Source organism: Streptosporangium oxazolinicum (assembly GCF_039537505.1).
GTDB lineage: Bacteria > Actinomycetota > Actinomycetes > Streptosporangiales > Streptosporangiaceae > Streptosporangium > Streptosporangium oxazolinicum.
Map to the genome: position 1 here is coordinate 215,999 of NZ_BAABAQ010000007.1, position 24,462 is coordinate 240,460.

At 73.3% G+C, this 24,462-nt stretch carries 16 protein-coding genes and 1 pseudogene; 7 read left to right on the forward strand and 10 right to left on the reverse strand.

Annotation, left to right across the window (positions count from 1 at the left end; all coding sequences use genetic code 11):
* Nucleotides 1-102 precede the first annotated feature (102 nt).
* A complete protein-coding gene (locus ABD817_RS20510; RefSeq protein WP_344919635.1) occupies nucleotides 103-1,560 on the reverse strand; it encodes an N-acetylmuramoyl-L-alanine amidase in 1,458 nt (485 codons plus the stop codon).
* A 159-nt stretch (nucleotides 1,561-1,719) separates the two neighbouring features.
* The gene (locus ABD817_RS20515) at nucleotides 1,720-2,682 is read right to left on the reverse strand and encodes a M23 family metallopeptidase (RefSeq protein WP_344919636.1); all 963 of its coding nucleotides are present in this window, start codon (nucleotides 2,680-2,682) and stop codon (nucleotides 1,720-1,722) included.
* 260 nt (nucleotides 2,683-2,942) lie between these two features.
* Between ABD817_RS20515 and ABD817_RS20520 the strand changes: the two genes are divergently transcribed.
* Nucleotides 2,943-5,990 carry an AfsR/SARP family transcriptional regulator gene (locus ABD817_RS20520; protein WP_344919637.1) on the forward strand — a complete coding sequence of 1,016 codons (3,048 nt, stop codon included), beginning with the start codon at nucleotides 2,943-2,945 and terminating at the stop codon, nucleotides 5,988-5,990.
* A 73-nt stretch (nucleotides 5,991-6,063) separates the two neighbouring features.
* Here ABD817_RS20520 and ABD817_RS20525 read toward each other — a convergent pair.
* The 6 genes and pseudogenes from ABD817_RS20525 to ABD817_RS20550 form a co-directional block, all read right to left on the reverse strand.
* Nucleotides 6,064-6,639: pseudogene (locus ABD817_RS20525) on the reverse strand (inositol monophosphatase family protein); the annotation flags it as partial.
* 51 nt (nucleotides 6,640-6,690) lie between these two features.
* Complete coding sequence (locus tag ABD817_RS20530) at nucleotides 6,691-7,704, reverse strand: LacI family DNA-binding transcriptional regulator (RefSeq protein ID WP_344919638.1); 1,014 nt, start codon at nucleotides 7,702-7,704, stop codon at nucleotides 6,691-6,693.
* Between the two features lie 167 nt (nucleotides 7,705-7,871).
* A complete protein-coding gene (locus ABD817_RS20535) occupies nucleotides 7,872-9,863 on the reverse strand; it encodes an amylo-alpha-1,6-glucosidase (protein ID WP_344919639.1) in 1,992 nt (663 codons plus the stop codon).
* Nucleotides 9,860-11,344, reverse strand: coding sequence for an MGH1-like glycoside hydrolase domain-containing protein (locus ABD817_RS20540; RefSeq protein WP_344919641.1), 1,485 nt, complete (start codon nucleotides 11,342-11,344; stop codon nucleotides 9,860-9,862). Before ABD817_RS20540 ends, ABD817_RS20535 begins: the two co-directional genes overlap by 4 nt.
* The gene (locus tag ABD817_RS20545) at nucleotides 11,341-12,219 is read right to left on the reverse strand and encodes a sugar phosphate isomerase/epimerase family protein (RefSeq protein WP_344919642.1); all 879 of its coding nucleotides are present in this window, start codon (nucleotides 12,217-12,219) and stop codon (nucleotides 11,341-11,343) included. Before ABD817_RS20545 ends, ABD817_RS20540 begins: the two co-directional genes overlap by 4 nt.
* Before the next feature lie 15 nt (nucleotides 12,220-12,234).
* Nucleotides 12,235-13,281 (reverse strand): zinc-dependent alcohol dehydrogenase, encoded by a 1,047-nt coding sequence (locus ABD817_RS20550; RefSeq protein ID WP_344919644.1) that lies wholly within the window; start codon nucleotides 13,279-13,281, stop codon nucleotides 12,235-12,237.
* A gap of 189 nt (nucleotides 13,282-13,470) precedes the next feature.
* On the opposite strand from ABD817_RS20550, the gene ABD817_RS20555 reads away from it, so the two are divergent.
* The 6 genes from ABD817_RS20555 (at nucleotide 13,471) to ABD817_RS20580 (ending at nucleotide 21,008) form a co-directional block, all read left to right on the forward strand.
* Nucleotides 13,471-14,829, forward strand: coding sequence for an ABC transporter substrate-binding protein (locus ABD817_RS20555; protein ID WP_344919645.1), 1,359 nt, complete (start codon nucleotides 13,471-13,473; stop codon nucleotides 14,827-14,829).
* 34 nt (nucleotides 14,830-14,863) lie between these two features.
* Nucleotides 14,864-15,877 carry a carbohydrate ABC transporter permease gene (locus tag ABD817_RS20560; protein ID WP_344919646.1) on the forward strand — a complete coding sequence of 338 codons (1,014 nt, stop codon included), beginning with the start codon at nucleotides 14,864-14,866 and terminating at the stop codon, nucleotides 15,875-15,877.
* The gene (locus ABD817_RS20565) at nucleotides 15,874-16,740 is read left to right on the forward strand and encodes a carbohydrate ABC transporter permease (RefSeq protein ID WP_344919647.1); all 867 of its coding nucleotides are present in this window, start codon (nucleotides 15,874-15,876) and stop codon (nucleotides 16,738-16,740) included. The genes ABD817_RS20560 and ABD817_RS20565 overlap by 4 nt, the downstream gene beginning before the upstream one ends.
* A gap of 19 nt (nucleotides 16,741-16,759) precedes the next feature.
* Nucleotides 16,760-17,968, forward strand: coding sequence for an ROK family protein (locus tag ABD817_RS20570; RefSeq protein ID WP_344919648.1), 1,209 nt, complete (start codon nucleotides 16,760-16,762; stop codon nucleotides 17,966-17,968).
* A gap of 64 nt (nucleotides 17,969-18,032) precedes the next feature.
* The gene (locus ABD817_RS20575) at nucleotides 18,033-18,908 is read left to right on the forward strand and encodes a Gfo/Idh/MocA family protein (RefSeq protein WP_344919649.1); all 876 of its coding nucleotides are present in this window, start codon (nucleotides 18,033-18,035) and stop codon (nucleotides 18,906-18,908) included.
* Between the two features lie 567 nt (nucleotides 18,909-19,475).
* The gene (locus tag ABD817_RS20580; RefSeq protein ID WP_344919651.1) at nucleotides 19,476-21,008 is read left to right on the forward strand and encodes a hypothetical protein; all 1,533 of its coding nucleotides are present in this window, start codon (nucleotides 19,476-19,478) and stop codon (nucleotides 21,006-21,008) included.
* A gap of 17 nt (nucleotides 21,009-21,025) precedes the next feature.
* On the opposite strand, the gene ABD817_RS20585 is transcribed toward ABD817_RS20580, so the two are convergent.
* Together ABD817_RS20585 and ABD817_RS20590 are read right to left on the reverse strand one after the other, a co-directional pair.
* Entirely contained in the window at nucleotides 21,026-23,125 is a 2,100-nt protein-coding gene (locus ABD817_RS20585; RefSeq protein WP_344919652.1) for a tetratricopeptide repeat protein, read from the reverse strand.
* Between the two features lie 286 nt (nucleotides 23,126-23,411).
* Complete coding sequence (locus ABD817_RS20590; protein WP_344919653.1) at nucleotides 23,412-24,458, reverse strand: YihY/virulence factor BrkB family protein; 1,047 nt, start codon at nucleotides 24,456-24,458, stop codon at nucleotides 23,412-23,414.
* Nucleotides 24,459-24,462: the final 4 nt, after the last annotated feature.

A 24,462-nucleotide genomic window follows, 5' to 3' on the forward strand; every position in this document is an offset into this window, starting at 1 on the left:
CCGACGCTCCCGAACGGGCCCGGTGCCCAGGTCGGCCTCCCGTTCCGTACCATCTCTGCGCCCGCCTCCGTGACCCCGGGGTCACGGAGGCGGGCAGGGGACTCAGCCGCAGTGTTCGAAGGGGCTGTCGTAGGTGGTGCTTCCTGCTTTGCCGCCCCATTTGACGCAGGTGCCGGGGGCGGCGGCGCGGACGGGGCCGGCGTAGTAGGCGAAGTTGCCGGTGTCGGTGATGCGGGTTTTGCCGTGGACTTCGAGGTAGGCGGTGGTGGCGGTGGCGGTGCCGAGGGAGGTGCGTTTGACGGTGGTGACGCAGTTGTTGCCGTTGGTGGTGTTGTAGAGCAGGTAGACGGTCGCGGCCGTGCCGAGGGCGGCGCTGTCGACGACGTCGTAGCCGCTGCCGCAGATCTCCTGCGGGGTGTACGGATTGGTGGGGCTGCCCGTGACCAGCTGCATGTACCTGGTCCAGTCCCAGTGCGGGCCCGGGTCGGTGTGGTCGGCGCCCGGCACCTCGGAGTGCCCGACGATGTGGGCGCGGTCCTTGGGGATGCCGTACCGGCCGGCGATGTCGCGGGTCAGCGCGGCCGAGGCGCGGTACATCGAGTCGGTGAACCATGAGGCGTTGTTGACGAAGCCCTCGTGCTCGATGCCGATCGACCGCCGGTTGTCGTTCCCGGCGTGGAAGGCCCGGTCCTTCTCGCGGACCGTCTGGGTGATGTCCCCGTCGGAGGAGCGGACGACGTAGTGCGCCGAGGTCGCGTTCGACCTGGGCCCGGTCTGGAACCAGGAGATGGTCCCCGCGTAGGAGCCCTGGGCGACGTGGATGACGATGCGGTCGATCCTGTCACTGGACGGGCGGTTGGAGACGGCGTAGTTGCTGGGGTGCGCCGGTGCCCAGTGGGCCTGCGGATAGTCGACGGCCGCGGCGGCGAAGGTCCTGTTCAGGTCCTCCACGCCGGCGTACGCGCCGAGGTCGGGCCGTACCGCCCGCGCCGTCACGGTGATGGTCTCGCCGCCCGGGGTGACGGCGCGGACCCCGTCGGTGAGCAGTTCGTAGACGGCGTCGGCGTACAGCCGGGCCAGCGTGGGCGAGGAGGCGTTGCTATATCCGGCCACGGCCGGGTACCAGCGTCCGATGTCCTTCCTGGCGGTCGCGTCCAGCCCGAGCGCGTCGGCGTGGGCACGCAGCACCGCGGCGCCACCCATGATGTTGGCCGAATCGTCCGACCTCAGCGTGGCGACCGGTAGCCCCGTCAGCTTCGCGGCCCGCTCCAGCGTACGGGCGGCGGGGCTGCTGACCAGGTGCATCATCCCGTACCCGCCGCTGGCGCTCGGCGCTCCCCCGTGGTTGTCGAGGCGGGTTTCCGCGTACCCGAGGGTGACGAGCAGGTCGCGCGGGACGTCGTGGGTCGCGGCGGCACGGGTGAACGCCTCCGCCACCGGGCTCGCGGGCGCGGCCGACGCGGCGGGAACGGCGGAGGCGCCCACCGGCTGCCCGGACAGGCAGACGAGGGGGATGAGCGAGCCCGCCAGCAGTACGGCGAGACGTCGGAGTCGGGCCATCGGGGATTCTCCTCGGGATATGGGGGTTCGCGGAAGGGTCTCGCGGGTTCGTGGGGTGGGCCGCCCCGGCGGTGGAGGGAGCGTCCCGCGCGCGCGTTTCTCCACCGGAGGGGTTCGGGGCGATGCGTGGGAGCGCGGCGGGGGAGGGGCCGCCGGTCGTCAGCCGCAGTGTTCGAAGGGGCTGTCGTAGGTGGCGTTTCCTGCTTTGCCGCCCCATTTGACGCAGGTGCCGGGGGCGGCGGCGCGTACGGGGCCGGCGTAGTAGGCGAAGTTGCCGGTGTCGGTGATGCGGGTTTTTCCTTGGACTTCGAGGTAGGCGGTGGTGGCGGTGGCGGTGCCGAGGGAGGTGCGTTTGACGGTGGTGACGCAGTTGTTGCCGTTGGCGGTGTTGTAGAGCAGGTAGACGGTCGCGGCCGTGCCGAGGGCGGCGCTGTCGACGACGTCGTAGCCGCTGCCGCAGATCTCCTGCGGGGTGTACGGATTCGCCGAGCCGCCGCCGCACGCGGTCAACGTCTGGGCCGGGTAGCCGAAGGTGACCCCGTCGAAGACGGCCTTCTGGATGTTGCCCGGGTAGCCGCTTCCCAGCCGCACCTCGTAGTGCAGGTGAGCGCTGATGTTGTTGCCCGGCGCGCTGGTCTTGCCGACCGTGCCGATCTGCTGTCCCTTGGCCACCTGGGCGCCCACGCTCACCGAGCGGGAGTTGAGGTGCGCGTAGTAGGTGGACCAGCCGCCTTCGTGGTCGATCCTGACCAGGTTGCCGAAGCGGTTGACCGACCCCTGGTGAGCGGAGATGCCGACCGTGCCCGCCGCCGCGGCGACGACGGTGTCCCCCAGGTCGGCGTCGGCCGAGTCGCCCCGGTTGAAGTCGATCTCCCACGAGCGGTGCGCGCTGCTCGCGCTGGAATTCCCCGCCCAGGCCTGGCCGCAGGGGAAGGGCAGCTGGAAGGCCGGAGCCATGCTCGCCGTGGCCGCCCGCGCCGGAGTCGCCTGTGCCGGGGCGACCGCGCCGCCGGTATGGGCCGGGCCCGCCGGAGCGGCCCCCGCCGGGCTCGCCGCGACGGCTCCGCCCGCCAGGGCCAGCAGCAGGGCGAACCCCGTTGTGAGCACCCCTGTGAGTCTCATGCGGATCCTTTCTCGCAGTACCGGTGGGCAAGGTATTGACCGCACCGTGCACTATCTGTTGGATCTCTCTGAAGAGATCTTGCCGAGGTCCAGGGTCCGGTCAGGCCGTATAAGAAACCTCCAAAACCGGCATAGAGCACCATCTGAAACCGGTACAAAGAGCTGCCTGCCTCGAACGACGCGGTCCGCTCGAACAGCACGACCCAACTGAACGACTGAACGGTTGCAACCCCTCCACAGCAGGAGTAGGTGCGGTCATAGTGGTTGATCAGCCCGTATTCAGCGTGCTCGGCCCGCTGGACGTCCGGATCGCGGGCCACCCGGCCCGCGTCGGCGGCACCAAGCCCCGCCAGCTGCTGGCGTCGCTGCTGCTCGACGCGGGCCGGACGGTCGGCGCGGAGCAGCTCGTCGAGGTGCTGTGGCCGCGGCGCCCGCCGAGGTCCGCCCATGCCAACATCCGCACCTACGTCAGCTCGTTGCGCGGCGGCCTCGGCGCGGCCGGTGTCGCGATCCTGGCCCGCCCGCACGGTTACGCGATCGAGGTACCGGTGGAGCGGCTCGACCTGCTCCTCTTCGAGGACCTGCTGGCCGGGGCGCGGGCCGCGGAGGACGCGGGGGACGCGCACGGGGCTCTCGGCTCGCTGCGCGCTGCGCTCGCGCTGTGGCGTGGCGTTCCGCTGGCCGACCTGCCGGGCAGTCCGCTCTGGGACGGCCGCCTGCGAGTCCTCGCCGAGGCGCGGCTCGCCGCCGCCGAACGGCTCGTCGACCTGGGCATGGCCCTGGGCCGGTACGCCACCGCGGCCGGTGAGCTGCGCGGGCTGCTCGCGGAGCATCCCTTCCGGGAGGATCTCTGGCAGCGCCTGATACTCGCCCTGCACCGGAGCGGCCGCCAGGCCGAGGCGCTCGGCGCCTACGCCGAGATCAGGCGGCGCCTGGTCGCCGAACTCGGCGTCGAACCCGGCACCGAACTCCAGCGGGCACACACGGCCGTCCTCTCGGGAAACCCGGCGCACCCGGCCGTCCTCTCAGGAGACCCCGCGCACCTGGCCGTTCCGACTGGAGAACTCGCGCACCTGGCCGTTCTCGCCGGAAACCCGGCGCACCCGGCCGTCCCCGCAGGAGTCCCGGTGACCGCGATGGCCGCGCCGACCGCCTTGCCGCCGTCGCCGACCGCCCTGCCGCCGTCGTCGGCCGGGGGAGGCCCCCCGCGCCAGCTGCCCGCGGACGTGCCGGACTTCACCGGGAGGGCCGGGGAGGTGGCGGCGCTCACCCGGGCGATCACCCCCGATAAGGGGCAGCCGGGCGGCCCGCCCGTCGTCGCCGTGGTGTCGGGACCGCCGGGGGTGGGCAAGTCGGTGCTGGCGGTGCGCTGCGCCCATGCCGTACGGGACGCCTATCCCGGCGGGCAGCTCTACCTGCGCCTCGGCGGCACCGACCGGGAGCCGGCCGATCCGGGTGAGCTGCTCGCCCAGGCGCTGCGGGCGCTGGGCGTCGGCGACGCGGCCCTGCCGCGCGGCACGGACGAGAGGTCCGCGCTCTACCGGTCCCTGCTGGCCGGGCGGCCGATGCTCGTACTCCTCGACGACGCCGAGGGAGCCGCCCAGGTGCGCCCGTTGCTGCCCGGCAGCGGCTGCGCGGTGCTCGTGACGAGCCGGCGCCGGATCGCGGAGCTGCCCGGCGCGCTACGGCTGCAGCTGGAGGTACCGCCGCCGGAGGAGGCCGAGGAGCTTCTGGGCAGGATCGCGGGCGCCGAGCGGGTGGCCGGGGAGAGGGAGGCGGCTTCGGCGATCGTGCGTCACTGCGGGTTCCTGCCGCTGGCCGTCAGGATCGCCGGGGCGCGGCTGGCCGGACGGCCCGGCCAGCCGCTCGACGTGCTGCGGCGGCGGCTGGCCGACGAGCCCGGCCGGCTCGACGAGCTGCGCGCCGGTGACCTGGAGGTGCGGGGCAGCGTCGAGCAGAGCTACCGGCTGCTGCCCGACGACGCCGCCAGGACGTTCCGCGCGCTCGGTCTCCTCGGTCCCGGCCCGCTGCCCGGGTGGGTGGCGGGCGCCGTGCTCGACCGGCGGCGGGCCGACGACGTGATGGACGTCCTGGTGGACGCGAACCTGGTGCAGCTCGCCGGGACCGGCCCGCTGGGCGAGCCCCGCTACCGGTTGCACGACCTGTTCCGCCGCACCGCGGAGGAGAAGGCCGCGGGCCCCGCCGAGCGGCACGCGCTCACCCGCGTGCTCGGAGCCTGGACGGCCACCGCGGAGACCGCCACGGCACGGCTGCCCACCACGATCTTCGGCATGACCGCGAAGAGCGCCGTCCGCTGGAACCTGCCGGACGACACCGCGGAGCGGCTCACCGCCGACCCGCTGTCGTGGCTCGACGCCGAGCACGACGCGCTGGTCGGCGCGGTGGGGCTGGCCGCCGACGCCGGGCTGGCCGGTTCGGCCTGGGGACTCGCCGCCGCCCTCGTCCCCTACTTCGACCTGCGCTGCCACTTCGACGCGTGGCAGCGCACCCACCGGACCGCGCTGGAGGCCGCGCGCCTGGCGGACGACCGCCAGGGCGAGGCGGCCATGCTCCGCGGCCTCGCCCAGGTGTGCCTCTACCAGGACCGCTACTCCGAGGCGGCCGGGATGTTCCGGCGCTCCCGGACGATCTTCCGCGAGCTGGGCGACGTACGGGGGGAGGCGATCTCGATCTGCGGGCTGGGAGCGGTGAACCAGTTCTGCGGCGAGTACGTCGCCGCCCTCGGCTACTTCCGGCGGGCCCTCGGGATGTTCCTCGCCATGGACGATCCGGGCGGTGAGGCCTACGCGCGGCAGGCGATGGGACGGGTCTGCCTGGAGTCGGGCGACCTGGAACGGGCCGCCAGCTGGCTCGGCGACGCACTCCAGCTGGCCGTGCGACTCGGTGACCCGCACCGGGAGGGAGCCGTCTCCCTGCAGTTCGGGCGCCTGCACGTCCTGTCGGCCGAACCCGACCGGGCGATGCGCTTCCAGGGGCAGGCACTGGACATCTTCGAGAACCTCGGCGACCGCCACTGCGGCGCGTACGCCATGCAGGGCCTGGGCGGCCTGCACGCGGTCCGCGGTGAGCGCGCGCACGCCTCGGACCGCCTGGAGCGATCTTTGGTGATCTTCCAGCAGCTCGGCGACCGCAGCGGAGAGGCCGCCGCCGCCCAGACACTCGGCGAACTACACCGCTCCGCCGGCCGCGCCGGACTGGCCCGCGACTACCTGCACCGCGCCCGCAGACTCCGCCAGGAGGTCATGGACTACACCGACCTCGCCGCCCCGGCCACGGCCGACGGCTGAACCAGGCGCGCTAGAAGTCCGCGGCAATCTGTGACGGGCGGTGCGGTCGCGCGTTAATTGGGACTGAACGGCGCTACGTCTGGGCGTTCTTGTCTGCCTTGGTGATGAGTTCGACGAGGCCGGCGAGGAGTTTTGGGCCGGCGGCGATGGTTGCTCCGGAGCTCATGGTGTGCGGGCTGCCGTCCTGGTCGACAACGGTGGCTCCGGCTTCGCGGGCGATGAGCACTCCCGCCGCGGTGTCCCACGGTTTGTTGCTGAACATGATGAGGGCATCTGTCTTGCCTTCCGCCACCCAGGCGAGGTCGACGGCGGCTGAACCGAACATCCGGACGCGTTGTACGCGGGCGGCGAGTTCGTGGGTGAGCGCCAGGCGAAGGCGATTCTTCCTCTCCGCGTCCCCGCCCACGGCATAGTCGCCGATGGAGACCGCAGCGGCGTGAAGGTCACCGGTCTGGCTCACGCGAATCTCCCGTCCCTCCGCCTGCGCTCCGTGACCTTGCGCCGCGCTGTAGCGGGAGCCGAGGAACGGCAGGTCGATGACGCCGAGGGTCGGCATGTCCCTGTCGACCAGGCCGAGGGAGATGCCGCACAGCGGGATGCCGCGCAGGAAGTTGGCGGTTCCGTCGACCGGGTCGAGTATCCACATGAGGCCGCCCTCGGCAGCGGTCGTGGGCCGTACGCCGACGGTCGTCGCGGCGTGTCAGCCGGTCGGGGGAGCGGAGCTCTCGCGGACGATGAGGTCGGTGGAGAGCTCGACCCGGCGCGGCTCGGGGGTCTCGCCGCGGGAGATGCCCAGGGCCATGCGGGTGGCGAGGAAGGCCATCTCCTCCAGGGGCTGGCGGACCGTGGTGAGCGGCGGCCAGGCGGACCTGGACAGGGGCAGGTCGTCGAAGCCGACGACGCTCAGATCGTCGGGGACGCGCAGCCCGCGCTGCCTCGCCGCCTCGAAGACGCCGAAGGCTTGCAGGTCGCTACCGGCGAAGATGGCGGTGGGCGGGTCGGGCAGCGAGAGCAGGGTGTGGCCGTGGTCGTGGCCGGAGCCGACGAGGAAGTCGCCGTGCAGGATCAGCGCGGGGTCGACCTCGACCCCCGCCGTCTCCAGCGCGGCCCGGTAGCCGTCTATGCGGGCGCGGCTGCACAGCACGTCGGGCGGGCCGCCGATCATGCCGATCCGGCGGTGGCCGAGCTCCAGGAGATGGCGGGTGGCGGTCAGGCCGCCCTGCCAGTTGGTCGCGCCCACCGAGGCCACGCCGGGGGCCGGCTCGCCCTCGGGGTCGACGACCACGAAGGGGATCGAGCGGGAGTTGAGCCGGTCGTACCGCTGCGCCGAGAGGCGGGAGCCGACGATGATCACACCGTCGGTGCGGCGGGCGGCCAGCCGGTCGAGCCAGTCGCGGCCGGGGCCCGCGCGGGTGTGCAGGACGGAGATCACGATGCTGGCCTCGGCCTCCGCGGCGGCCTTCTCTGCCCCGCGGACGAGCTCCATCGCCCACGGGCTCTCCAACTCGGCGAAGATCAGGTCGATCAGGCCCGCCGGACCGTCGGCGCCGGGCGTGCGCCGGATGTAACCGTGCTCGTGAAGGAGCCGCTCGACCCGCCTGCGGGTCTCCGGCGACACCTCGGACCTGCCGTTGATCACCTTGGAGACCGTGGGCGCGGAGACGCCCGCCTCCTCGGCGATACGGGCGATCGTCACCCGGGGCTTACCTGGCATGCCCGGCAGCATATCCGAAACCTTTCGGAGTGTGGCCGGTGGCCGGAGAGTGTGACTTTTCGCCCCCTCAAGGGCTCTCGTACGGTACGCCGCCCGCGCCGGGTGTGGAAAATTTTTGTGACTGACGGAAACGTTCGCCGGCTCGCCTCGCGATGACGAGGGACTCTCTACCGGTGAGGCGCGGCGGAGACAGGAGGTTCGGAAGCGGTGCCGGTCTCGCGCAGGGCGGTGAGGAGGGCGAGCGGTGTCGCGGCGGCCCAGGCCTGGGGGGAGGACGAGTGCGGGTAGGGAACCGGGTCCGGATGCTCGTCGCGCCCGTACCCGGCCATGACCTCCGGCAGCCGCCAGCCGTGCCCGGCCGCCGCCCGGACCAGGCCGTGGGTGACGGCCCTGGCCTGCTCGGTGAGACCGCGGCGCGCCAGGCCGAGCACGATGACGGCGTTGTCGTGCGGCCAGATGCTGCCCCGGTGGTAGGAGAGCGGGTGGTAGGGGACCTGGCCCGAGGCGAGCGTGCGGATGCCGAAGCCGGAGAAGAAGTCCGGCCGCAGCAGCCGACGGCCCACCGCCCGCTCCTCCTCCGGGGCGAGGATGCCGGACCACAGCAGGTGCCCGGCGTCCGAGGCGAGCGTGTCGACCCGCCGGTCCTCACCGTCCAGGGCGAGCGCGGGAAAGGCGTGTTCGGGCATCCAGAAGTCGCGGCGGAAGCGGTCTCGCAGATCCGTGGCGGCCTCCTCCAGCTGTCCGGCCCAGCGCGGGTCGCCCCACACCGCGCGGGCGAGCCGTGCGGTGCGGACCAGGGCGTCGTAGGCGTACCCCTGGACCTCGCAGACCGCCAGGGCGCCCTCGGCCCGCGTACCGTCGGAGAAGCGGATGGCGTCGGCGGAGTCCTTCCAGTTCTGGTTGACCAGGCCGCCGCCCTCGGCGTCGGAGGTGTAGCGGAGGTATCCGTGCCCGCCGAGGCCGCCGTCGCGGAACATCCACTCAACCGCCGCGCGCGCCTGCGGTTCGAGGCGCCCGGCCAGGCGCGGGTCGCCGGTGGCCGTGGCGTGGGCCTCCAGCAGCACCAGGAACAGCGGGGTGGCGTCGACGCTCCCGTAGTAGCGGCCGTAGGGGACCTGCCGGAAGTGCGCGAGCTCGCCGTGCCGCACCTCGTGCACGATCCTCCCCGGCTGCTCCAGACGCGCCGGATCGTCCCGCGTCCCCTGGACGGCGGCCAGGGCGAGCAGGGTGTCGGCGGCCAGAGCGGGCCGGTACGGCAGGGCGAAGAGGGAGGTCAGCAGGGAGTCGCGGCCGAACAGGCCGAGGAACCAGGGGATGCCCGCGGCGGGCACCCGAAGCGCCTCACCGCCGGGGCCCGAGACGGGGACACGCAGCCGCGCCAGGTCGGTCAGCCCCTGCTCGCAGGCGCGGACCAGTTCCGCCCAGGAGGTGAGGTCGCGGGGACGGGGCCGCGTGCCAGCGAACTCGCCGGTGTCGGCCTCCAGCCGTTCGCGTACGGTGTCGGGGGAGCCGGGCGGGGAGGGTTCCCCCGTACCGTGCGGGAAGGCCAGGGCGGTGAGCCTCAGGTCGGCCGTGCCGTGGGCGGGCAGTGCGAACCGCCAGGTCAGAACGCGCGAGGTGCCCTCGGTGCCCGCCGGGCGGGTCCGATGCGGCGGCGGGGCGGCGGTGACGGTGGTTCGCGAGGACCAGGTCTCACCGCGCCGGTAGTGGAAGGCGACCCCCGTCGCGGTGTCGTGCGCCGTACGGCGCGCGCCGGGTTTCTCGTAGGCGCGGTGGTCGGCGCGCAGCTCGAACTGGTCCGCGAAGTCGGCGTCCACGTGGAGTTCGAGCTCCACGACGGTGGGTTCGCCGCTGTTGCTCACCAGCCGGATGTGTTCGGTGAGGGCGCCCTCGGCCACCGCCTGCCGCCGGAAGACGGTGTAGGCGGGCGGGTGGTCGCGGGTGCCCGCCGGGGTGAGCACGCAGCCGTCGCCGGAGGAGGTCAGCAGGGTCAGCGGGACCGGTGCCGCGCCGCCTGCGGTCAGCAGCCACCGGCTCAGGTGCCGGGCGTCCCGGACGAACAGTCCGTCCGTCACGGTGCCCCGGGTGCCGTGGACGTCCCCGTGGGCGGTCAGGGCGGCGAAGGTACCGCTGTTGACCAGCAGCCGGCCGATGCTCATCGGGCGGATCCCCCCTCGCCGGCCCCGCCCTCGGGGGTGCCACCGGACCGGGCTTCGCGGGCGCCGCCGGGTACGTCGTCCCCGGGTACGTCGTCCTCGGAGGCGTTGTCAGAGGTGTTGTCGGGGGCGCCGGAGGTTTCGCCGGACGCGTGGAGCAGGTCCAGGGCCAGGGCGGCGGTCCAGCTGAAGCGGCGGATGCCGCGCCCCTCCCCGGTGTACGGCTCCAGATACTCGGCGAACGCCGTGCGGTCGGCCGCGTCCAGGGCCTGCGCGCGCAGCCGGTGGGCCGCTTCGGTCTCGCCGTGCCGCGCGAGGCCGCGGTGGACCAGCCAGGCCGTGTTGAACCAGCTGGGACCGCGCCAGTAGCGGTTGCCGTCGAACTCCTTCGCCGTGAGGTCGTAGCTGGGGACGAGGTGAACCTCCCCCAGGCGGAAGCGCGGTCCGCGGGCGGTTCGTACCAGGGCCGCGGCGACCTCCTCCGGCAGGCCGGGGACGATCAGGGGGACGAGCCCCGACACGCCGTACCCGGTGATGGGCTCGCCCGTCACCAGGTCGCGGGGGAGGAAGACGCCCGCGGCGGGGTCCCACAGCCGGTCGAGCAGGGCGCCGGTCGCCGCCCCGGCCCGCCGCCGGTGCGTCCCCTCGTCCGCGCCGACCTCCCGGGCGATCGCGGCGAGCGCGTGCTCGGAGGCGATGAGCAGGGCGTTGAAGCAGGGGTCCTCGATGGCGAAGGCGTGCGGGGTGCGCGCGTCGTCGTAGGAGTGGTCGCGGTACGTCGCGGCCAGGCGCACGTACCGCGCGTAGTCCAGGTCGGTGGGCCGGTCGGCGGGGGAGCCGTGATCGAGGTCGGCCCGGCGGAAGGATCCCCGGGGCGCGGGTTCGACCCTGGCCAGTGCCGCGTCCCAGCTCGGGCTGTTGTCCAGCCCCGGCTCCCACGGGTGCGTCACCGCGGCCAGCCCGCCGCCGCCCAGGTCCCTGGAGGTGGCCAGGTAGCGGTGCCAGGCGGCGAGCCCGGGGTAGACGCGCGGCAGGAAACCCCGGCGCCGCGACTCGGCGGGGTCGGCGAGGTGCACCAGCCAGGCGGCCAGGGCGTGGACGGGCGGCTGGACGATCCCGGAGGTCTCGACGGCGGAGGGCGCGCCCGCGTTCCGGTCCGTACCGGAGGAGCGCCAGAAGTCGGGGCTGGGGAAGTAGGCCCCGAGTGGCACGGAGGGGTTGAAGACGATGTGCGGGACGCGGCCGTCGCCCCACTGCGCGCCCAGCAGCGTCTCCAGCTCGCGCTGGGCCCGGCGCGGGGCGACGTGCCGCAGCCCGATGGCGACGAAGGCCGAGTCCCAGCTCCACTGGTGCGGGTACAGGGCGCGCGAGGGAACGGTCGCCGCCCCGGTCCAGTTGCCGAGCAGGACGCGGGTGGCGGCCCGGCGCAGGCGTGCCCGGCGGCCGGTGCCGGAGGTGGCGGCCGCTTCGAGGAGCGCGGTCATCCGGCCGGCCGATGCGAGAAGGACGGCCGATGCGAGGAGGACGGCCGGTGCGGGAGGGACGGCGGCGGCCCGCCGGGGAAGGAGGCGTGCCGCAGGAAGGGCGGGATGGACCGTACGGCTTGCACCGGGTCCCCGGTGAGCCTGCACTCGACCGCCAGGTAGCCGTCGTAGCCGACGGCGTCCAGGGCGCCCAGCCAGGCGGGCCAGTCCAGGTGGCCCGCGCCGGGCTGCATGCGATTGGAGTCGCTGACCTGGGCGTGGCCGATCAGGGGCGCGGTGGCGAGGAGGGCGGCCGCGGGGTCGCTCTCCTCGATGCTCATGTGGTAGCTGTCGACGCCGATGCGGACCGAGTCCAGGCCGACGGCGCGGATCAGGTCGGCGGCCTGCTCCAGCCGGTTGACCATGTGGTCCTCGTAGCGGTTGAGTGGTTCGAGGAAGAGCGTGACGCCCTCGGAGCGGGCGTGCTCGCCCAGCTCGGTGAGCCCCTCCAGCAGCACCTCGCGGTCCCGCTCCTCGTCGCGCGGTGGCTCGAACGGCGGCAGCCGTCGCGAGAACATGCCGTAGGAGGCGGGGGTCTGGGCGCCGAGGCCGCCGAGCTCGCCGATGACGGACAGCTGCGACCTCATCTGTTCGATCGCGTCGCGGCGCAGGTCGTCGTCGAAGGCGCCGAAGAAGTGGAGCATGTCCACGCACACGGTCGGCATGACGACGCCGTCGGCGAGGGCCCTGCGCAGCTCGGGCAGCCGGTCACGGAAGTGGAAGCCGCCCCTGGCGCGCAGCTCGACGGCGTCGTAGCCCGCGTCCAGCGCGAACTCCCACTTCTCCTGGAGCGTCTCGCCGGGGAGCAGCTGCTCCTGGCAGGCGATCTTGAACATGGTTCGTCGGCCCCCTCAGAATTCCAGGACGACCTGGAGCGCGTCGGCGGGACGCTCATCCAGGAGGACGTACGCCTCGGCCGCGTCGGCGACCGGTACGACATGGCTCACCAGCGACTTCACGTCGACGCGGCCGTCGGCGACGAGCCGCAGGAAGGTCCGCTGGAGGCGGTCCACGCTCCAGCGCCCGGCGAGGTGCGGGGGGACGCCGCCGATCTGGGAGGAGACGAGCTGCACCCGGTTGTGGTGGAACTCGTCGCCGAGCCGCAGCCCCGCGCCGTCGCCCTGGTAGAAGCCCGAGGCGACGACACGCCCGCCCACGGCGACCGAGCGGATGGCCTCGTGCAGGGCCGGATGGGCGCCGCTGATCTCGATGGCGACGTCGGCGCCGCGCCCGCCGGTGGCCTCGCGGATCCGCTCCGCGACGGCGTCGGTACGCGCGTTCAGGGTGCGGGCCGCGCCGTACTCCGTCGCCTTGGCGAGCCGGGAGCCGAGCGCGTCGACGGCGGTGACGCGGGCGCCGCCGAGGTCCGCCAGCCGGGTGGCGAGCAGGCCGAGCACGCCCTGGCCGAAGACGGCGACGTCCTCGCCGAGGTGGATGTCACCGGCGAGGACGGCGTTGTACGCGATGGCCCCGACCCTGGCGAAGGCGCCCGCGAGCGGGTCGAGCCCCTGGGGGAGCGTGTGGCCGGCCATCCGTTCGGCGGGGACGACGCCCTCGCCGCGGTGCCCCCAGACGCCCCACACCGTCTCGCCCACCGAGGGCAGTCCGGGCGTGCCCGTGAGCTCGGGGGAGACCTCGACGACCTCACCGACCTCGGAGTAGCCCCAGCCCGCCACCGGGTAGGAGATGCCGGGCCCCGCGTCGCGGAAGATCCTGGCCTCGGGGTCCCAGGTGCGGGTCAGGTAGGGGTTGGTCCCCCGGTAGGCGGTGAGCTCGGTGCCCGCGGAGATGCCGGAGTACAGGGTCCGGACGCGCAGGTGGCCGGGGGGCAGCGGGGGTGATTCGCCGGTGGCGACCTCCACCTGGCGGGGGCCGGTGAACTGGACGACGCGTTCCACGGGGGCTCCGGAAGATCGTTTTTGTGTATCTGTTGGTCATATACGAACTGCTTGTGTCGAAGATAGTGCAAACTTAGGTCTTGTCAATAAGCAAAAGTGGTGCTCTGATGCAACACGTACGAAACACGGCGGCAGTGAGGAAGATCTATGCGCGGGCGGTCTCGAAGGTCGAGGACACTGGCGGCCGCTGTGGCCGTCGCGCTGGGGATCGGGCTGGTGTCCGGTTGCGCCGCGCGGGGCCGGAGCGCTCCGGACGGCAGGATCACGGTCTGGAGCCTGGAGAACCTCACTCCCCGGGTCGAGGCGACCAAGAAGATCGTCGCGGCGTTCGAGAAGGAGAGCGGCGTCCGGGTGGAGCTCGTCGGGATCGACGAGGGCCAGCTGCCGCAGCTGATCATGTCCGCCGCGGCCGCGGGCACCCTCCCCGACGTCATCGGCAGCGTCCCGCTCGCCCCGGTCTGGCAGATGTACACCAACGGCCTGCTCGACACCGCCGCCTCGGGCAGGATCGTCGAGAGGCTCGGCGCCGGGACCTTCAACCGCAACGCCCTGACGCTGACCGGCGACAAGAACACCCGGCTCAGCGTCCCCAGCGACGCCTGGATGCAGATCCTCGTCTACCGCAAGGACCTCTTCGCCAAGGCCGGGCTCGCCGTCCCCGACTCCTACGACACCATGCTCCAGGCCGCCAAGGCCCTGAACGGCGCCGGCAACAGCGGCATGTCGCTCGCCACCGACCCGAGTGACGTCTTCACCCAGCAGAGCTTCGAGGACCTGGCGCTCGCCAACGACTGCCGCCTCGTCGGCGCCGACGGCCGCGTCGGACTCGACAGCCCCCAGTGCGTCCAGGCCTTCACCACCTACGACCAGCTCGCCGCCGACTACGGCGCGGCCGGCACCCAGAGCGTGGACTCGACCCGCGCCACCTACTTCGCCGGACGCTCATCGATGATCGTCTGGTCCACCTTCCTGCTGGACGAGCTGGCCGGCCTGCGCGCCGACGCCCTGCCCAGCTGCGAACGGTGCGCGGCCGACCCGCAGTACCTCTCCGACAACAGCGGGATCGTCACCGCCCTGAAGGGTACGGGTGCCGCGCGGCCCGCGCAGTTCGGGGAGATCTCCTCCTGGGTGGTCACCCGCACCGCCGAGACCGCGGCCGCGGAGAAGTTCGTCGAGTACATGATGAGCGGCGGGTACGAGGACTGGTTCGGCATGGCCGCCGAGGGCAAGATCCCGGTCCGCAACGGCACCGCCGAGGAGCCCGACAGATACCGTACGGCCTGGCGGGCCAGCGACATCGGCGTCGACACCAAGAAGCCCATGCAGTCCGTCTTCCCCGCCGAGCTCCTCGACGCGCTCGCCGCCGGTGTCAGCGACATGCGGCGCTGGGGCATCACCGAGGGCCAGGGCGCGCTGGTCGGCGCGACGATCGGCGAGCTGCCCATCCCCAAGGCGGTCGGCGCCATGACCTCCGGCCAGATCTCCCCCGGCGAGGCCGCCAAGGAGGCCGCCGAGGAAGTCAGGGCCCTGCAGAAGTCCCTCCAGTGAGCCGCCCCCGGCCCCGTCCCCCTAGGAAGCCGTGATGAGCACCGTGCACGACGCCAAGCAGCGCCCGTCCCCCGCGCCGGACCCCGGGCGGCGGCCGGGGCCGGGCAGACCCCTCACCCTGGCCCAGCGCGAGAACCGGGCCGGGATGGCCTTCGTGTCGCCCACCGTCCTGGTGGTCGCGGTCGTGGTCGTCCTGCCCATCGCCTGGACGGTACTGCTCGCCTTCCAGCACGCGCGGCTGGTCGACATCCAGAGCATGGACCTCCTGTCCAACTGGACCCTGGACAACTTCGCCGAGGTCTTCACCTCGCCCGGTTTCTGGACCTCGCTCTGGACCACCCTGCTCTACACGGCGGGCAGCACCGTCGGCTCGATCCTGCTCGGGCTGGTCGCCGCCCTCGCCCTGCGACGGCCGTTCCGCGGCCGGGCCCTGTTCCGCGGCTCGATGCTGCTGCCCTACGTCGCGCCCGTGGTGGCCGTCACGTTCGTCTGGGAGATCGCCCTCAGCCCGCAGTTCGGCATCGTCAACGAGTGGGGGAGCAGGCTGTTCGGCTGGGACGAGCCGCTGGCGTTCCTGTCGACCCGCTCGCACGAGGTCTCCGTCCTCGGCTGGCAGGTGGAGCTCCCGCTCGCCCTGCTCACCGTCATCGCCTTCGAGATCTGGCGCTACTTCCCGTTCGCCTTCCTGTTCCTGCTGGCCAGACTCCAGGCCGTGCCCGCCGGGATAGAGGAGGCGGCCACCGTGGACGGCGCCACGCACACCCAGCGCTTCCGCCACATCCTGCTGCCCCAGCTGATGCCGGTGATCGCGCTGCTGTCGATACTGCGCTTCATCATGACGTTCAACAAGTTCGACGACGTCTACCTGCTCACCGGCGGAGGCTCCGGCACCGACGTCGTCGCCGTGCGGGTCTACGACTTCCTCACCGCCCGCTACGACGTGGGGGCGGCCGCCGCGCAGGCCCTGGTCCTCGCGGTCATCCTCGCCGTACTGCTCGGAATCTACTTCACGTTCTTCGCCAAGAGGGTCCAGGAGGAGGCGTCATGAGCCGCGCGCGGACCGAACAGAGGATCTTCGGCGTCCTGCGCTGGATCGTGATCGCCTTCCTCGCGATCATCACCCTGTTCCCCTTCTACTACATGCTCGTGCTGTCGGTGAAGCCGATCGACCGGCTGCTGCTCGACCCGGGCCGGATCTGGGTGGACCTGTCCGAGCTCACCTTCAGCACGTACCAGGACGTGCTGCGGTCGGTCGACGAGGGCGGCCAGGGGTTCGTGCGGATGCTCGGCAACTCCGCGCTCGTCGCCCTCGCCACCGTGGCGCTCACCCTGCTGGCGTCGGTGCCCGGCGCCTACGCCGTCAGCCGGATGAGGTTCTTCGGCGGACGCCAGGTCAGCGCGGTGTTCCTGGCCGTCTACCTCTTCCCCGCCACCCTGCTGGCGGTCCCGCTGTTCGTGATGTTCGCCAGGATGGGCCTGCAGGGCAGCCTGTTCGGGCTCGTCGTCGTCTACATTGCGCAGACCGTGCCGGTCTCCATCTACATGCTGAAGAACTACTTCGCCACCATCCCCAGGAGCGTCGAGGAGGCCGCCGCGCTGGACGGCTGCTCGCGGCTGCAGACCGTGCGCCGGATCGTGCTGCCGCTCGCCGCCCCCTCGCTCATGGCGACCGGCCTGTACGTCTTCATGATCGCCTGGAACGAGTTCCTCTTCGCCCTGCTCTTCCTCGCCGCGGTCCCCGACAGCTGGACGGTCTCGCTGGGCCTGCAGCAGCTCGCCAACGGCATCGAGGTCCCCAAGACCGTTCTCATGGCGGGGTCGGTGGTCCTCACGATCCCCGTGGTACTTCTTTTCTACGCCGCCGAGAGACTCCTCACCGAGGGCCTCACCAGTGGCGCGGACAAGAGCTGAACGAGGAGAGACACACCGGATGGCAACCCCCTGGAGCACCGCGGGCCACCTTTTGGAACTGGTCCGCACCGGACAGGCGCGCACCCGGGGCGAGCTCCAGCGCGTCACCGGCCTGTCCCGCTCCACCGTCGGCCAGCGGCTCGACCAGCTCTTCGACGCCGGATGGCTGCGCGCCGTCCCCGGAGGACAGTCGACCGGGGGACGCCCCTCCAACCTGCTGGAGTTCGACACCGGGCACGCCGTGGTCCTCGCCGCCGACCTGGACGCCACCCACGCCCGCGCCGCCGTCATGGACCTGGCGGGCGGCGTCCTGGCCGAGCACGCCGAGGCCCTGCCGATCGAGGACGGCCCCGAGATCGTCCTCGACCGGCTCGGCCGGTGGTTCGCCGATCTGCTGGCCACCGCCGGGACCGCTCCGGAGACGGTCTGCGGGGTGGGCCTGTCGCTCCCCGGGCCCGTCGACACCTCGACGGGCCGGGTCGTACGGCCGCCGATCATGCCGGGCTGGGACGGCTACCCGGTCCCCGAACGGCTGCGGCGCTCCCTCGCCCTGCACGCCGGCGTGGACGCCGCCGTCCCGGTCCTGGTCGACAACGACGCCAACCTGATGGGGCTGGGCGAGCAGCGCCACTCGTTCGCCGACTGCTCCGCGTTCGTCCTGGTCAAGGTCTCCACCGGCATCGGCGCCGGTGTCGTCGTCGACGGCAGGGTCTTCCGCGGCATCGACGGCGGAGCCGGGGACCTCGGCCACATCCGCCTGCACGACCAGTCGGAGGCCCGCTGCATGTGCGGCTCGTACGGCTGCCTGGCCGCCGTCGCCAGCGGCCGCGCCCTGGCCGGGCAGCTCGCCGCCCTCGGCGTGCCCGCCCAGTCGGGCGCGGACGTCCGCGCCCACCTCGACGCGGGCTCCCCCGACGCCGGGCGGCTGGCCCGCGAGGCCGGGCGGCGCTGCGGGGAGGTGCTCGTCACCGTCGTCACCCTGCTCAACCCCGGCGTCCTGATGATCGCCGGAGACCTGGCGGAGACCCACTTCGTCACCGGGGTACGCGAGCTGCTCTACCAGCGCGCCCTGCCCCGGGCCACCCGCAACCTGCAGGTCGTCACCTCCCGGCTCGGCGACCGCGCCGCGCTCGCCGGGGCCACCGCGACGGTGGTGGAACACCTGTACGCCCCCGACCATGCCGACGCCCGCCTCGCGGCCCGCTCACCGGCCGGAGCCGCCTCGTGAGAGGCACCGTGTCCGACCGGGCCGGTGCGCGCCCGCATGACCGTTCACCGGCAGGAGCCGACTCATGAGAAGCACCGCGCCCGTCGAAGTGGGCCTGATCGGCGCCGGTCCGTGGGCCCGTGCCATGCACGCCCGGATGCTGGCCGCGGGCCCGGAGACCCGTCTCTCCGCCGTCTGGGCGCGCCGCGCCTCCGCCGCCGAGGAGGTCGCCGGACCGTACGGGGCGGTCGTCGCCGGCACGCCGGAGGAGCTGTTCGACCGGTGCGAGGCCGTCGCGTTCGCCGTACCGCCCGCCGTCCAGGCGGGGCTCGCGGTGCGCGCGGCCGGAGCGGGCAAGGCCCTGCTGCTGGAGAAGCCACTGGGGCCCGACCTCGCGTCGGCGCGTGCGGTGGCGGAGGCCGTCGCCGAGGCGGGGGTCGTCTCGCAGATGGTGCTGACCAAGCGCTACCACCCCTCCACCCGTGACTTCCTGCGCCGCGCGGCACTGGTGGAGACGACCGGTGCCCGCTCGTGTTACCTGCACGGCGCCTTCCTCGGCGGGGAGTTCGCCACCGGCTGGCGGCTGGAACAGGGGGCCCTGCTCGACCTCGGCCCGCACCTGCTGGATCTGCTGGAGGCCGCGGTCGGTCCCATCACCGGCATCCGGGGTACGGGCGACCCGCGCCGCTGGGTGGAGCTGACCTGCGAGCACGAGAACGGCGCCGTCAGCCAGGCCTCCCTGTCGGGCAGTGTCCCATTGCCCCGGGCACGCACCCGGATCGAACTGTTCGGGCCGGAGGGGGAGCTCGTCTTCGACACCTCCGGCATCGACCACGAGGAGTGCTGGCCCGTCCTGCGCGCCGAGTTCGCCGCCGCCGTGCGGTCGGGCCGCCCGGGTGAGCTGGACGCGGCCCGGGGCCTGCGCTTACAGGAGCTGATCGACGCCGCGACCCCGCGCTGACCTCGGTCAGGACCGCCGCGCCGGTGACGGCCGCCGAGGCTGACCGCTGACCCGCCACCGCCGCGTCGGCCATGGCCGGTGCGGACGTCCGCCGGTCGTGGCCGCCGGGACGTGGTGCTGTCCGGCTCCGTGATCGTGACCGCGCGAGAGGAGTAGGTCCGGCCGGGTGGGGAAAGGTCGTACCGGTTCGTATAGCTCTGGCAATATGGAGCCACGACCGGAGCTTTACATGGATGCATGGGAGCCGCGGTGAGCGACGACTTCTACCCGGAGGAGACGGGCCCGCCGCCCGAGGCGCACGCGTCACCGAGCCCGGCCTCTCCCACCGTGACCCGGGACCTCACCGCCCCGCACACCGTACGCGAACCCCCTCACCCGAGCCCGGAGACAAACGTCGGCTCCGTGCATCCGAGGCGCGACCGAATCGGGGCCGCCGAGACGCTCCGGAAGAACAATGCTCGGCAGCGGTCTTCCCATTCTCCCCTTCAAGGACGGTTCTTTACTTGCCACAAGGATGAGAGAATTCTATTTATATAGTTTCATACAGGCTCGGAAGGGAGATCCAGCATGGCTGGGGATGAGGTCACGCGGTTGCGTGCCCTGCGGGCGGAGGTGGTCGGCGCCTACGGCGAGGCCGGGTGGCGCCAGGCGCTCACCCAGGCGATCCTGCGCCGATGCGCGGAGGGGGACGTCCTGGGCACCGGGAACCGGGTGGATCTCGACGAGGCGGCCGAACACGCGGGCTGGCTCCTCGCCCACGACTGCGACCAGTGGTCCTTCGCCCTGGTGGGACGGGTGCACGAGGTCCGCTGGGAGGAGTTCGGGGATCCCGCCGATCGCGACGTCGCCATCACCATGCTCTCCGAGGCGGACGACCTCCGCGCGGAGAACGCCTGGTTCAGCGCCGCCGACCACGAGGCCCTCGCCGAGCTGCTGCTGAGCCGCCACGCCGACCGGGGCGTGCCGTACGACCTGGACCTGGCGGTCGACAGGCTCAGGGCGGCCCTGCGCGAGTGTGACGACGGGTGGTCGTCCCTCTACCTGCGCTACCGGCTGGGCACGACGCTGGCCCTGCGCGTCACCCGCCCGGGTGCCGGCCGCGCGGATCTCGGCGAGGCCGTCGCCCTGCTCGAGGACGTGCTCCCCGACCTGCCGGAGGGCGACCCGGCCACGCAGCAGGCGACGTTCACCCTGGGCGGGCTCCTGCGGACCAGGGGGCTCGCCAACGGCAGCGCCGCCGACCTGGAGCGGGCGGCGGGACACTTCGGGCTGTTCCTGGAGGCCACTCCCGACGACGACCCGCTCTGGCCGAAGGCGGCGCACGACCTGGCCAGCACGCTCACCCACCTCGGCGAGACGTCGGGCGATCCCGCGCCGCTGGGCCGGGGCATGAGCCTCCTGGCCAGGATCCACGCCACCTCCGACAGGAAGGCCGCCGTCGGAGCCGCCTGGGATCTCGCCCTCGCGCTGGCGACGCGCTCGGAGACCCCCGGAGGGTCGCCCGCCGACCTCGACGCGGCCGTGGAGTGGACCCGCCGCGTGCTCGGCGAGCCGGGTCTCGCCGAGCGCAGGGAGAGCCCCACCGTGGCCGGCTGCCACTCCTACCTGGCCGTCCTGCTCATCGTGCGGAGCCGGACCGGCCTCACGGCCGACCTCGGCGACGAGGGCGCGCTGCTCGCCCTCCGCCTCCGCCGGCGGCTCCCCCCGAGAGGGCAGGACGACCTGGACGCCGCGCTCCGGCACCTGGAGGTGGCCGTCGCCCTCGATCCCGGCGACGCCGGATCCGCCGTCCTGCTCGGCCTGGTACGGCTGGCGGGTGCCGACGGGCCGGCCGAACGCGCGGCCGGCCTCCTTGAGCGCGCCGCCACCCGGCTGGCGTCCGGCGATCCCGTGCGGTCCCGTCTCGGCGGGCTGGCCGTGCTGCTCCGCTCGGAACCCGTCACCGAGGCCGGACCGGGACACGACGGCCTCGTCGAGCACCTCGCCAGGGCCGCCGCCGGCCTCGACACCGGTCACCCGTTCCGCCCCGCCGTGCTCGCCGCGCTGGAAAGCGAGTCCGCCGTACGGGGGCCCGTGAGGGCTCGCCACGGAGAACCGTGACCGGCGGTGCGGGTCGGTCAGTCGTCCTCCCAGAGGCGGTCCTCCGGGGTGCTTGACGGGGGCTCGCCCACCCGCGTGGCCACGGACCGCGCCTCGGCCAGCAGCGGGTGCCCGTCACCCAGGGGCGGGCGGCCGTGGGCCAGCGGGCGGCGGTCGAGCAGCGGCGCCAGCAGGGGCGCCACCTCCTCCACCCGGCCCGAGCTCATCCGGCACAGCGCGAGGTCCAGCCGCCCGGCGAGGACCAGCGGGTGGGTGGCGTCCAGCACGTCCTCGCCCATGGCGACGAGTGCCGCGCTCGCGGCCTCCGCCTCGCCCTCCTGCCCGAGGGCGTACGCGGCACGGGCGGTGAGCAGCAGCCGCTCCGCCTGGCCGGGGAAGTCGTCGTCCATGTCGCGCTCGTCCTTCGCGAGGGACGCGAGCACCCGCGCCGCGCCGGCCGCGTCGCCGAGGGCGAGCCGCGCGACGGCCTGGGCGCGCCGCACCGGCCGCTCGGCGGGGATCGTCCGCAGGACGGCGAGCGCCTGGGTGGGGTCGCCCGACGCGGTGAGCGCCGTCGCGCGGACCAGCGTCGCCTCGGCGCCCAGCCGGGGCGACACCTCCCGCGCGAACCACTCCGTGGTGACGGCGGTCCCGGTGAGCAGCCGCACCGCCTGCGCGGGGAATCCCGCGGTCAGCTCGATCTCCGCCAGGCGCACCGTGTCGTACTGGGGCCAGTAACCCTCGGGCGGCAGGTACTGCGTCCGCAGCCGGAGCGCCTCGGTCAGGTGGTGGCGCGCCTGCGCGGGCTGGCCCGCCGCGAGCAGCGCCTCGGCGAGGGTCACCCTGGCCGAGGCGGTGTTGACGTTGTCGGGGCCGAGGCGCTGCTCGCGGTCGGCCAGCGTCGCCTCGGCCACGGTCACGCCGGTGACGATCCGGCCCGCGCGGGAGGCGGCCCTGGCCATCGCCTGCTGGGTGAGGGTGAACCGCCGCCACGCCGGGGCGACCCCGGTGGCGGGCACCCCCTTGGCCCGCTGCTCGCTCACCTTCCGCAACTCGCGCAGGCCCTCGCCGGGACGACCGGCCTCCACCAGCACCTCGGCGAGGTTGTGCCGGGCCCGCCCGCTGAGCGACGTCACGTCCGAGGAGGCGGGAAGCTCGCCCGCCACCCGCAGCGACCGCTCGAAGCAGGACCGCGCGCCCGGCAGGTCGCCCAGGCGCAGCAGGGCGAGGCCCTGCCTGCTGGTCACGTCGCACAGGGTGCGCGGGTCGGACTCGCCGGTCGCCAGCAGGCCCGCCAGCTCGCCGCCGACCTCCGCCGCCCGCGCCAGCAGGGGACTGCTGTCGAGCAGGACCTGCAGGACCACCTCCAGGGCGCGAACCCTGGCACGGCCGTCGGAGCCCATCCGCTCGGTGAGCTCGGCGGCCCGTTCGGCGGTGTGCAGCCGCTCGGCCCACTCCCCGGCCAGCGGGAACAGGTCGCGGGCGAGCCAGTGCGCGCAGAGCGCCGCCGCCTGGCGGTCCGCCGGTCCCTCGGGATCGTCGGCCATCGACCGGAAGGCCAGCTCCGACAGGCGCTCGGCGCTCGCCTCGGCCCACCCCGCGGACGGGACGCCGACCGCCAGCGCGGCGAGCTCCAGCCGGGGCTCCAGATACCGCGCGTACGCGGTGACGCGGCCCTCCCACCCCGTGGCGGCCGTGGCGCCGTAGACCTCCGCCGTCTCCCACACCGGCTGGGTCTGCCCGGCCGACGGGCGCTTCTCCGAGGTGGAGATGTCACCGATGCCCAGGCGCACCTGGGCCAGCATGAAACGCTCCACCTGGTGGAAGCGCGCCACCCTGCGCAATGCCGCCGTGACCAGGCGCTGGGCGTCGAGCAGTGAGCGCGGCGGCTCCGGCGCGCCGTCGCCGGAGGTGAACTCGTCGAAGGCGTGCTTGACCGCCAGGGCCACCAGCACGCGGCGGCTCCTGACCTCGTTGTACAGCCAGACGGCGCTGCGGCCCTTGTCGCCCTCGGCGCCCCTGGGCAGCCGCACCCGCTCCGCGACGTCCTCGGCCCTCACCTGGTGGTAGTCGCCGCCTCGGAAGGCGTCGGCCGATGCCGCCGCGATGGCCGCGAGCCTGCGTTCCTGTGCCGACACCCTCGCACCCCCTTCGGATCCGCACATGAATATATCTCACTATGGTTCGGTGAACCCTAGGTTGATGAGTTGACTATCGCAACGGATGTCCCGATGCCGCCCTGGCATCGCCGGATCGTGACCGGGAGGTCGGACGGAACGCGCCGGTCCGCCGGTGTCACCGGTGTCAGGAGACCGGCGAGTGCCAGAGGTGATCACACGTGAGGTCGACATCGTACGGCGCCCCGGACGAGGCCGAAGGCGGGCGAGGCGGGCGGAGCCGACGGCCGTCGCGCCGAGGACCGCGTCATCTACGGGCGCCGCCCGTCTTCGGGCCCCGCCGGCGTCCGCGCACGGCCTCCACGAGCGTCCTGGCGACCGCGATGGTCGCCGCGCCCGCCGCTCCGACCAGGGGTTCCCGCTCCTCGGCGGCCGTGGGGCCGGGGTCGGGGTGCGCGGGCCCGGCCCGGCCCGCGCGGACGGCCTCCAGCTGCGCGGCGAACGCGAGCCCCAGGAAGAGGGCGATCGAGCTGAGAAACGACCACAGCAGCAGCGCCATGACGGCCGTGAGCGGCCCGTACGTGGCGCCGAAGGTACCGCTGCTCTCGGTGTAGAAGGCCAGCAGGAGGGTGAAGACCGTCCACAGCACGAGCGAGACCAGGGCGCCGAACGCCAGCCAGGTGTGGCCCGGCTGCCTCCTGCGCGGCGCGGCGCGGAACAGCACGGAGGTCGACATCAGCGCGAGGAGGAAACCGAGCGGCCAGCGCACCAGGTTGAACGCCTCCCTGGCCCCGTCGTTCCAGTCGTAGACCTGAGCCAGTGCCCTGCCGATGGCGCCGCCGCCGACCATCACCACGAAACCGGCGGTCATGAAGGCACCGGCCGTCATCGCCATCAGCAGTGCTCTGCCGTACTTGCGGAGGAAGGGCCGGTCCCGCTCGACGCCGTAGATGCGGTTCGCCCCGCGCTCCACCTGGGCCATGGCGCTGGTCAGCGAGAACACGGCGGTGGCGAGGCCGAGCCAGAGCGCGAGGGCGCCCCCGGTACGGCCCGCCTGCCGGTGGCTGTCGGAGAGCACGGCCTTGACCGCGTCCACCCCCGCCCCCGGCGCGAGCCGGCTCAGGACCAGCTCCAGCACCTCGCCGAGATGCTCCTGGTTGACCACCGAGCTCAGCCCGACCAGCGCGATGGCGCCGGGGATGATCGACAGGCAGATCTGGAAGGCCAGGGCCCTGGAGTTGGTCAGGCCCTCGCCGTACCTGAACCTGGTGAGGGAGTCGCGGACCAGGTGCCAGCGGCCGTATTCGCGCAGTGCGGCCCAGGCGTGGTCGGCGGAGAGCTCTTCACCGTTCATGGTC

Coding starts and splice junctions, on each gene's coding strand:
- ABD817_RS20510 (WP_344919635.1), bottom strand. CDS start 1,560: ATGGCCCGACTCCGACGTCTCGCCGTACTGCTGGCGGGCTCGCTCATC.
- ABD817_RS20515 (WP_344919636.1), bottom strand. CDS start 2,682: ATGAGACTCACAGGGGTGCTCACAACGGGGTTCGCCCTGCTGCTGGCC.
- ABD817_RS20530 (WP_344919638.1), bottom strand. CDS start 7,704: ATGCCAGGTAAGCCCCGGGTGACGATCGCCCGTATCGCCGAGGAGGCG.
- ABD817_RS20535 (WP_344919639.1), bottom strand. CDS start 9,863: ATGAGCATCGGCCGGCTGCTGGTCAACAGCGGTACCTTCGCCGCCCTG.
- ABD817_RS20540 (WP_344919641.1), bottom strand. CDS start 11,344: ATGACCGCGCTCCTCGAAGCGGCCGCCACCTCCGGCACCGGCCGCCGG.
- ABD817_RS20545 (WP_344919642.1), bottom strand. CDS start 12,219: ATGTTCAAGATCGCCTGCCAGGAGCAGCTGCTCCCCGGCGAGACGCTC.
- ABD817_RS20560 (WP_344919646.1), top strand. CDS start 14,864: ATGAGCACCGTGCACGACGCCAAGCAGCGCCCGTCCCCCGCGCCGGAC.
- ABD817_RS20565 (WP_344919647.1), top strand. CDS start 15,874: ATGAGCCGCGCGCGGACCGAACAGAGGATCTTCGGCGTCCTGCGCTGG.
- ABD817_RS20570 (WP_344919648.1), top strand. CDS start 16,760: ATGGCAACCCCCTGGAGCACCGCGGGCCACCTTTTGGAACTGGTCCGC.
- ABD817_RS20575 (WP_344919649.1), top strand. CDS start 18,033: ATGAGAAGCACCGCGCCCGTCGAAGTGGGCCTGATCGGCGCCGGTCCG.
- ABD817_RS20580 (WP_344919651.1), top strand. CDS start 19,476: ATGGCTGGGGATGAGGTCACGCGGTTGCGTGCCCTGCGGGCGGAGGTG.
- ABD817_RS20590 (WP_344919653.1), bottom strand. CDS start 24,458: ATGAACGGTGAAGAGCTCTCCGCCGACCACGCCTGGGCCGCACTGCGC.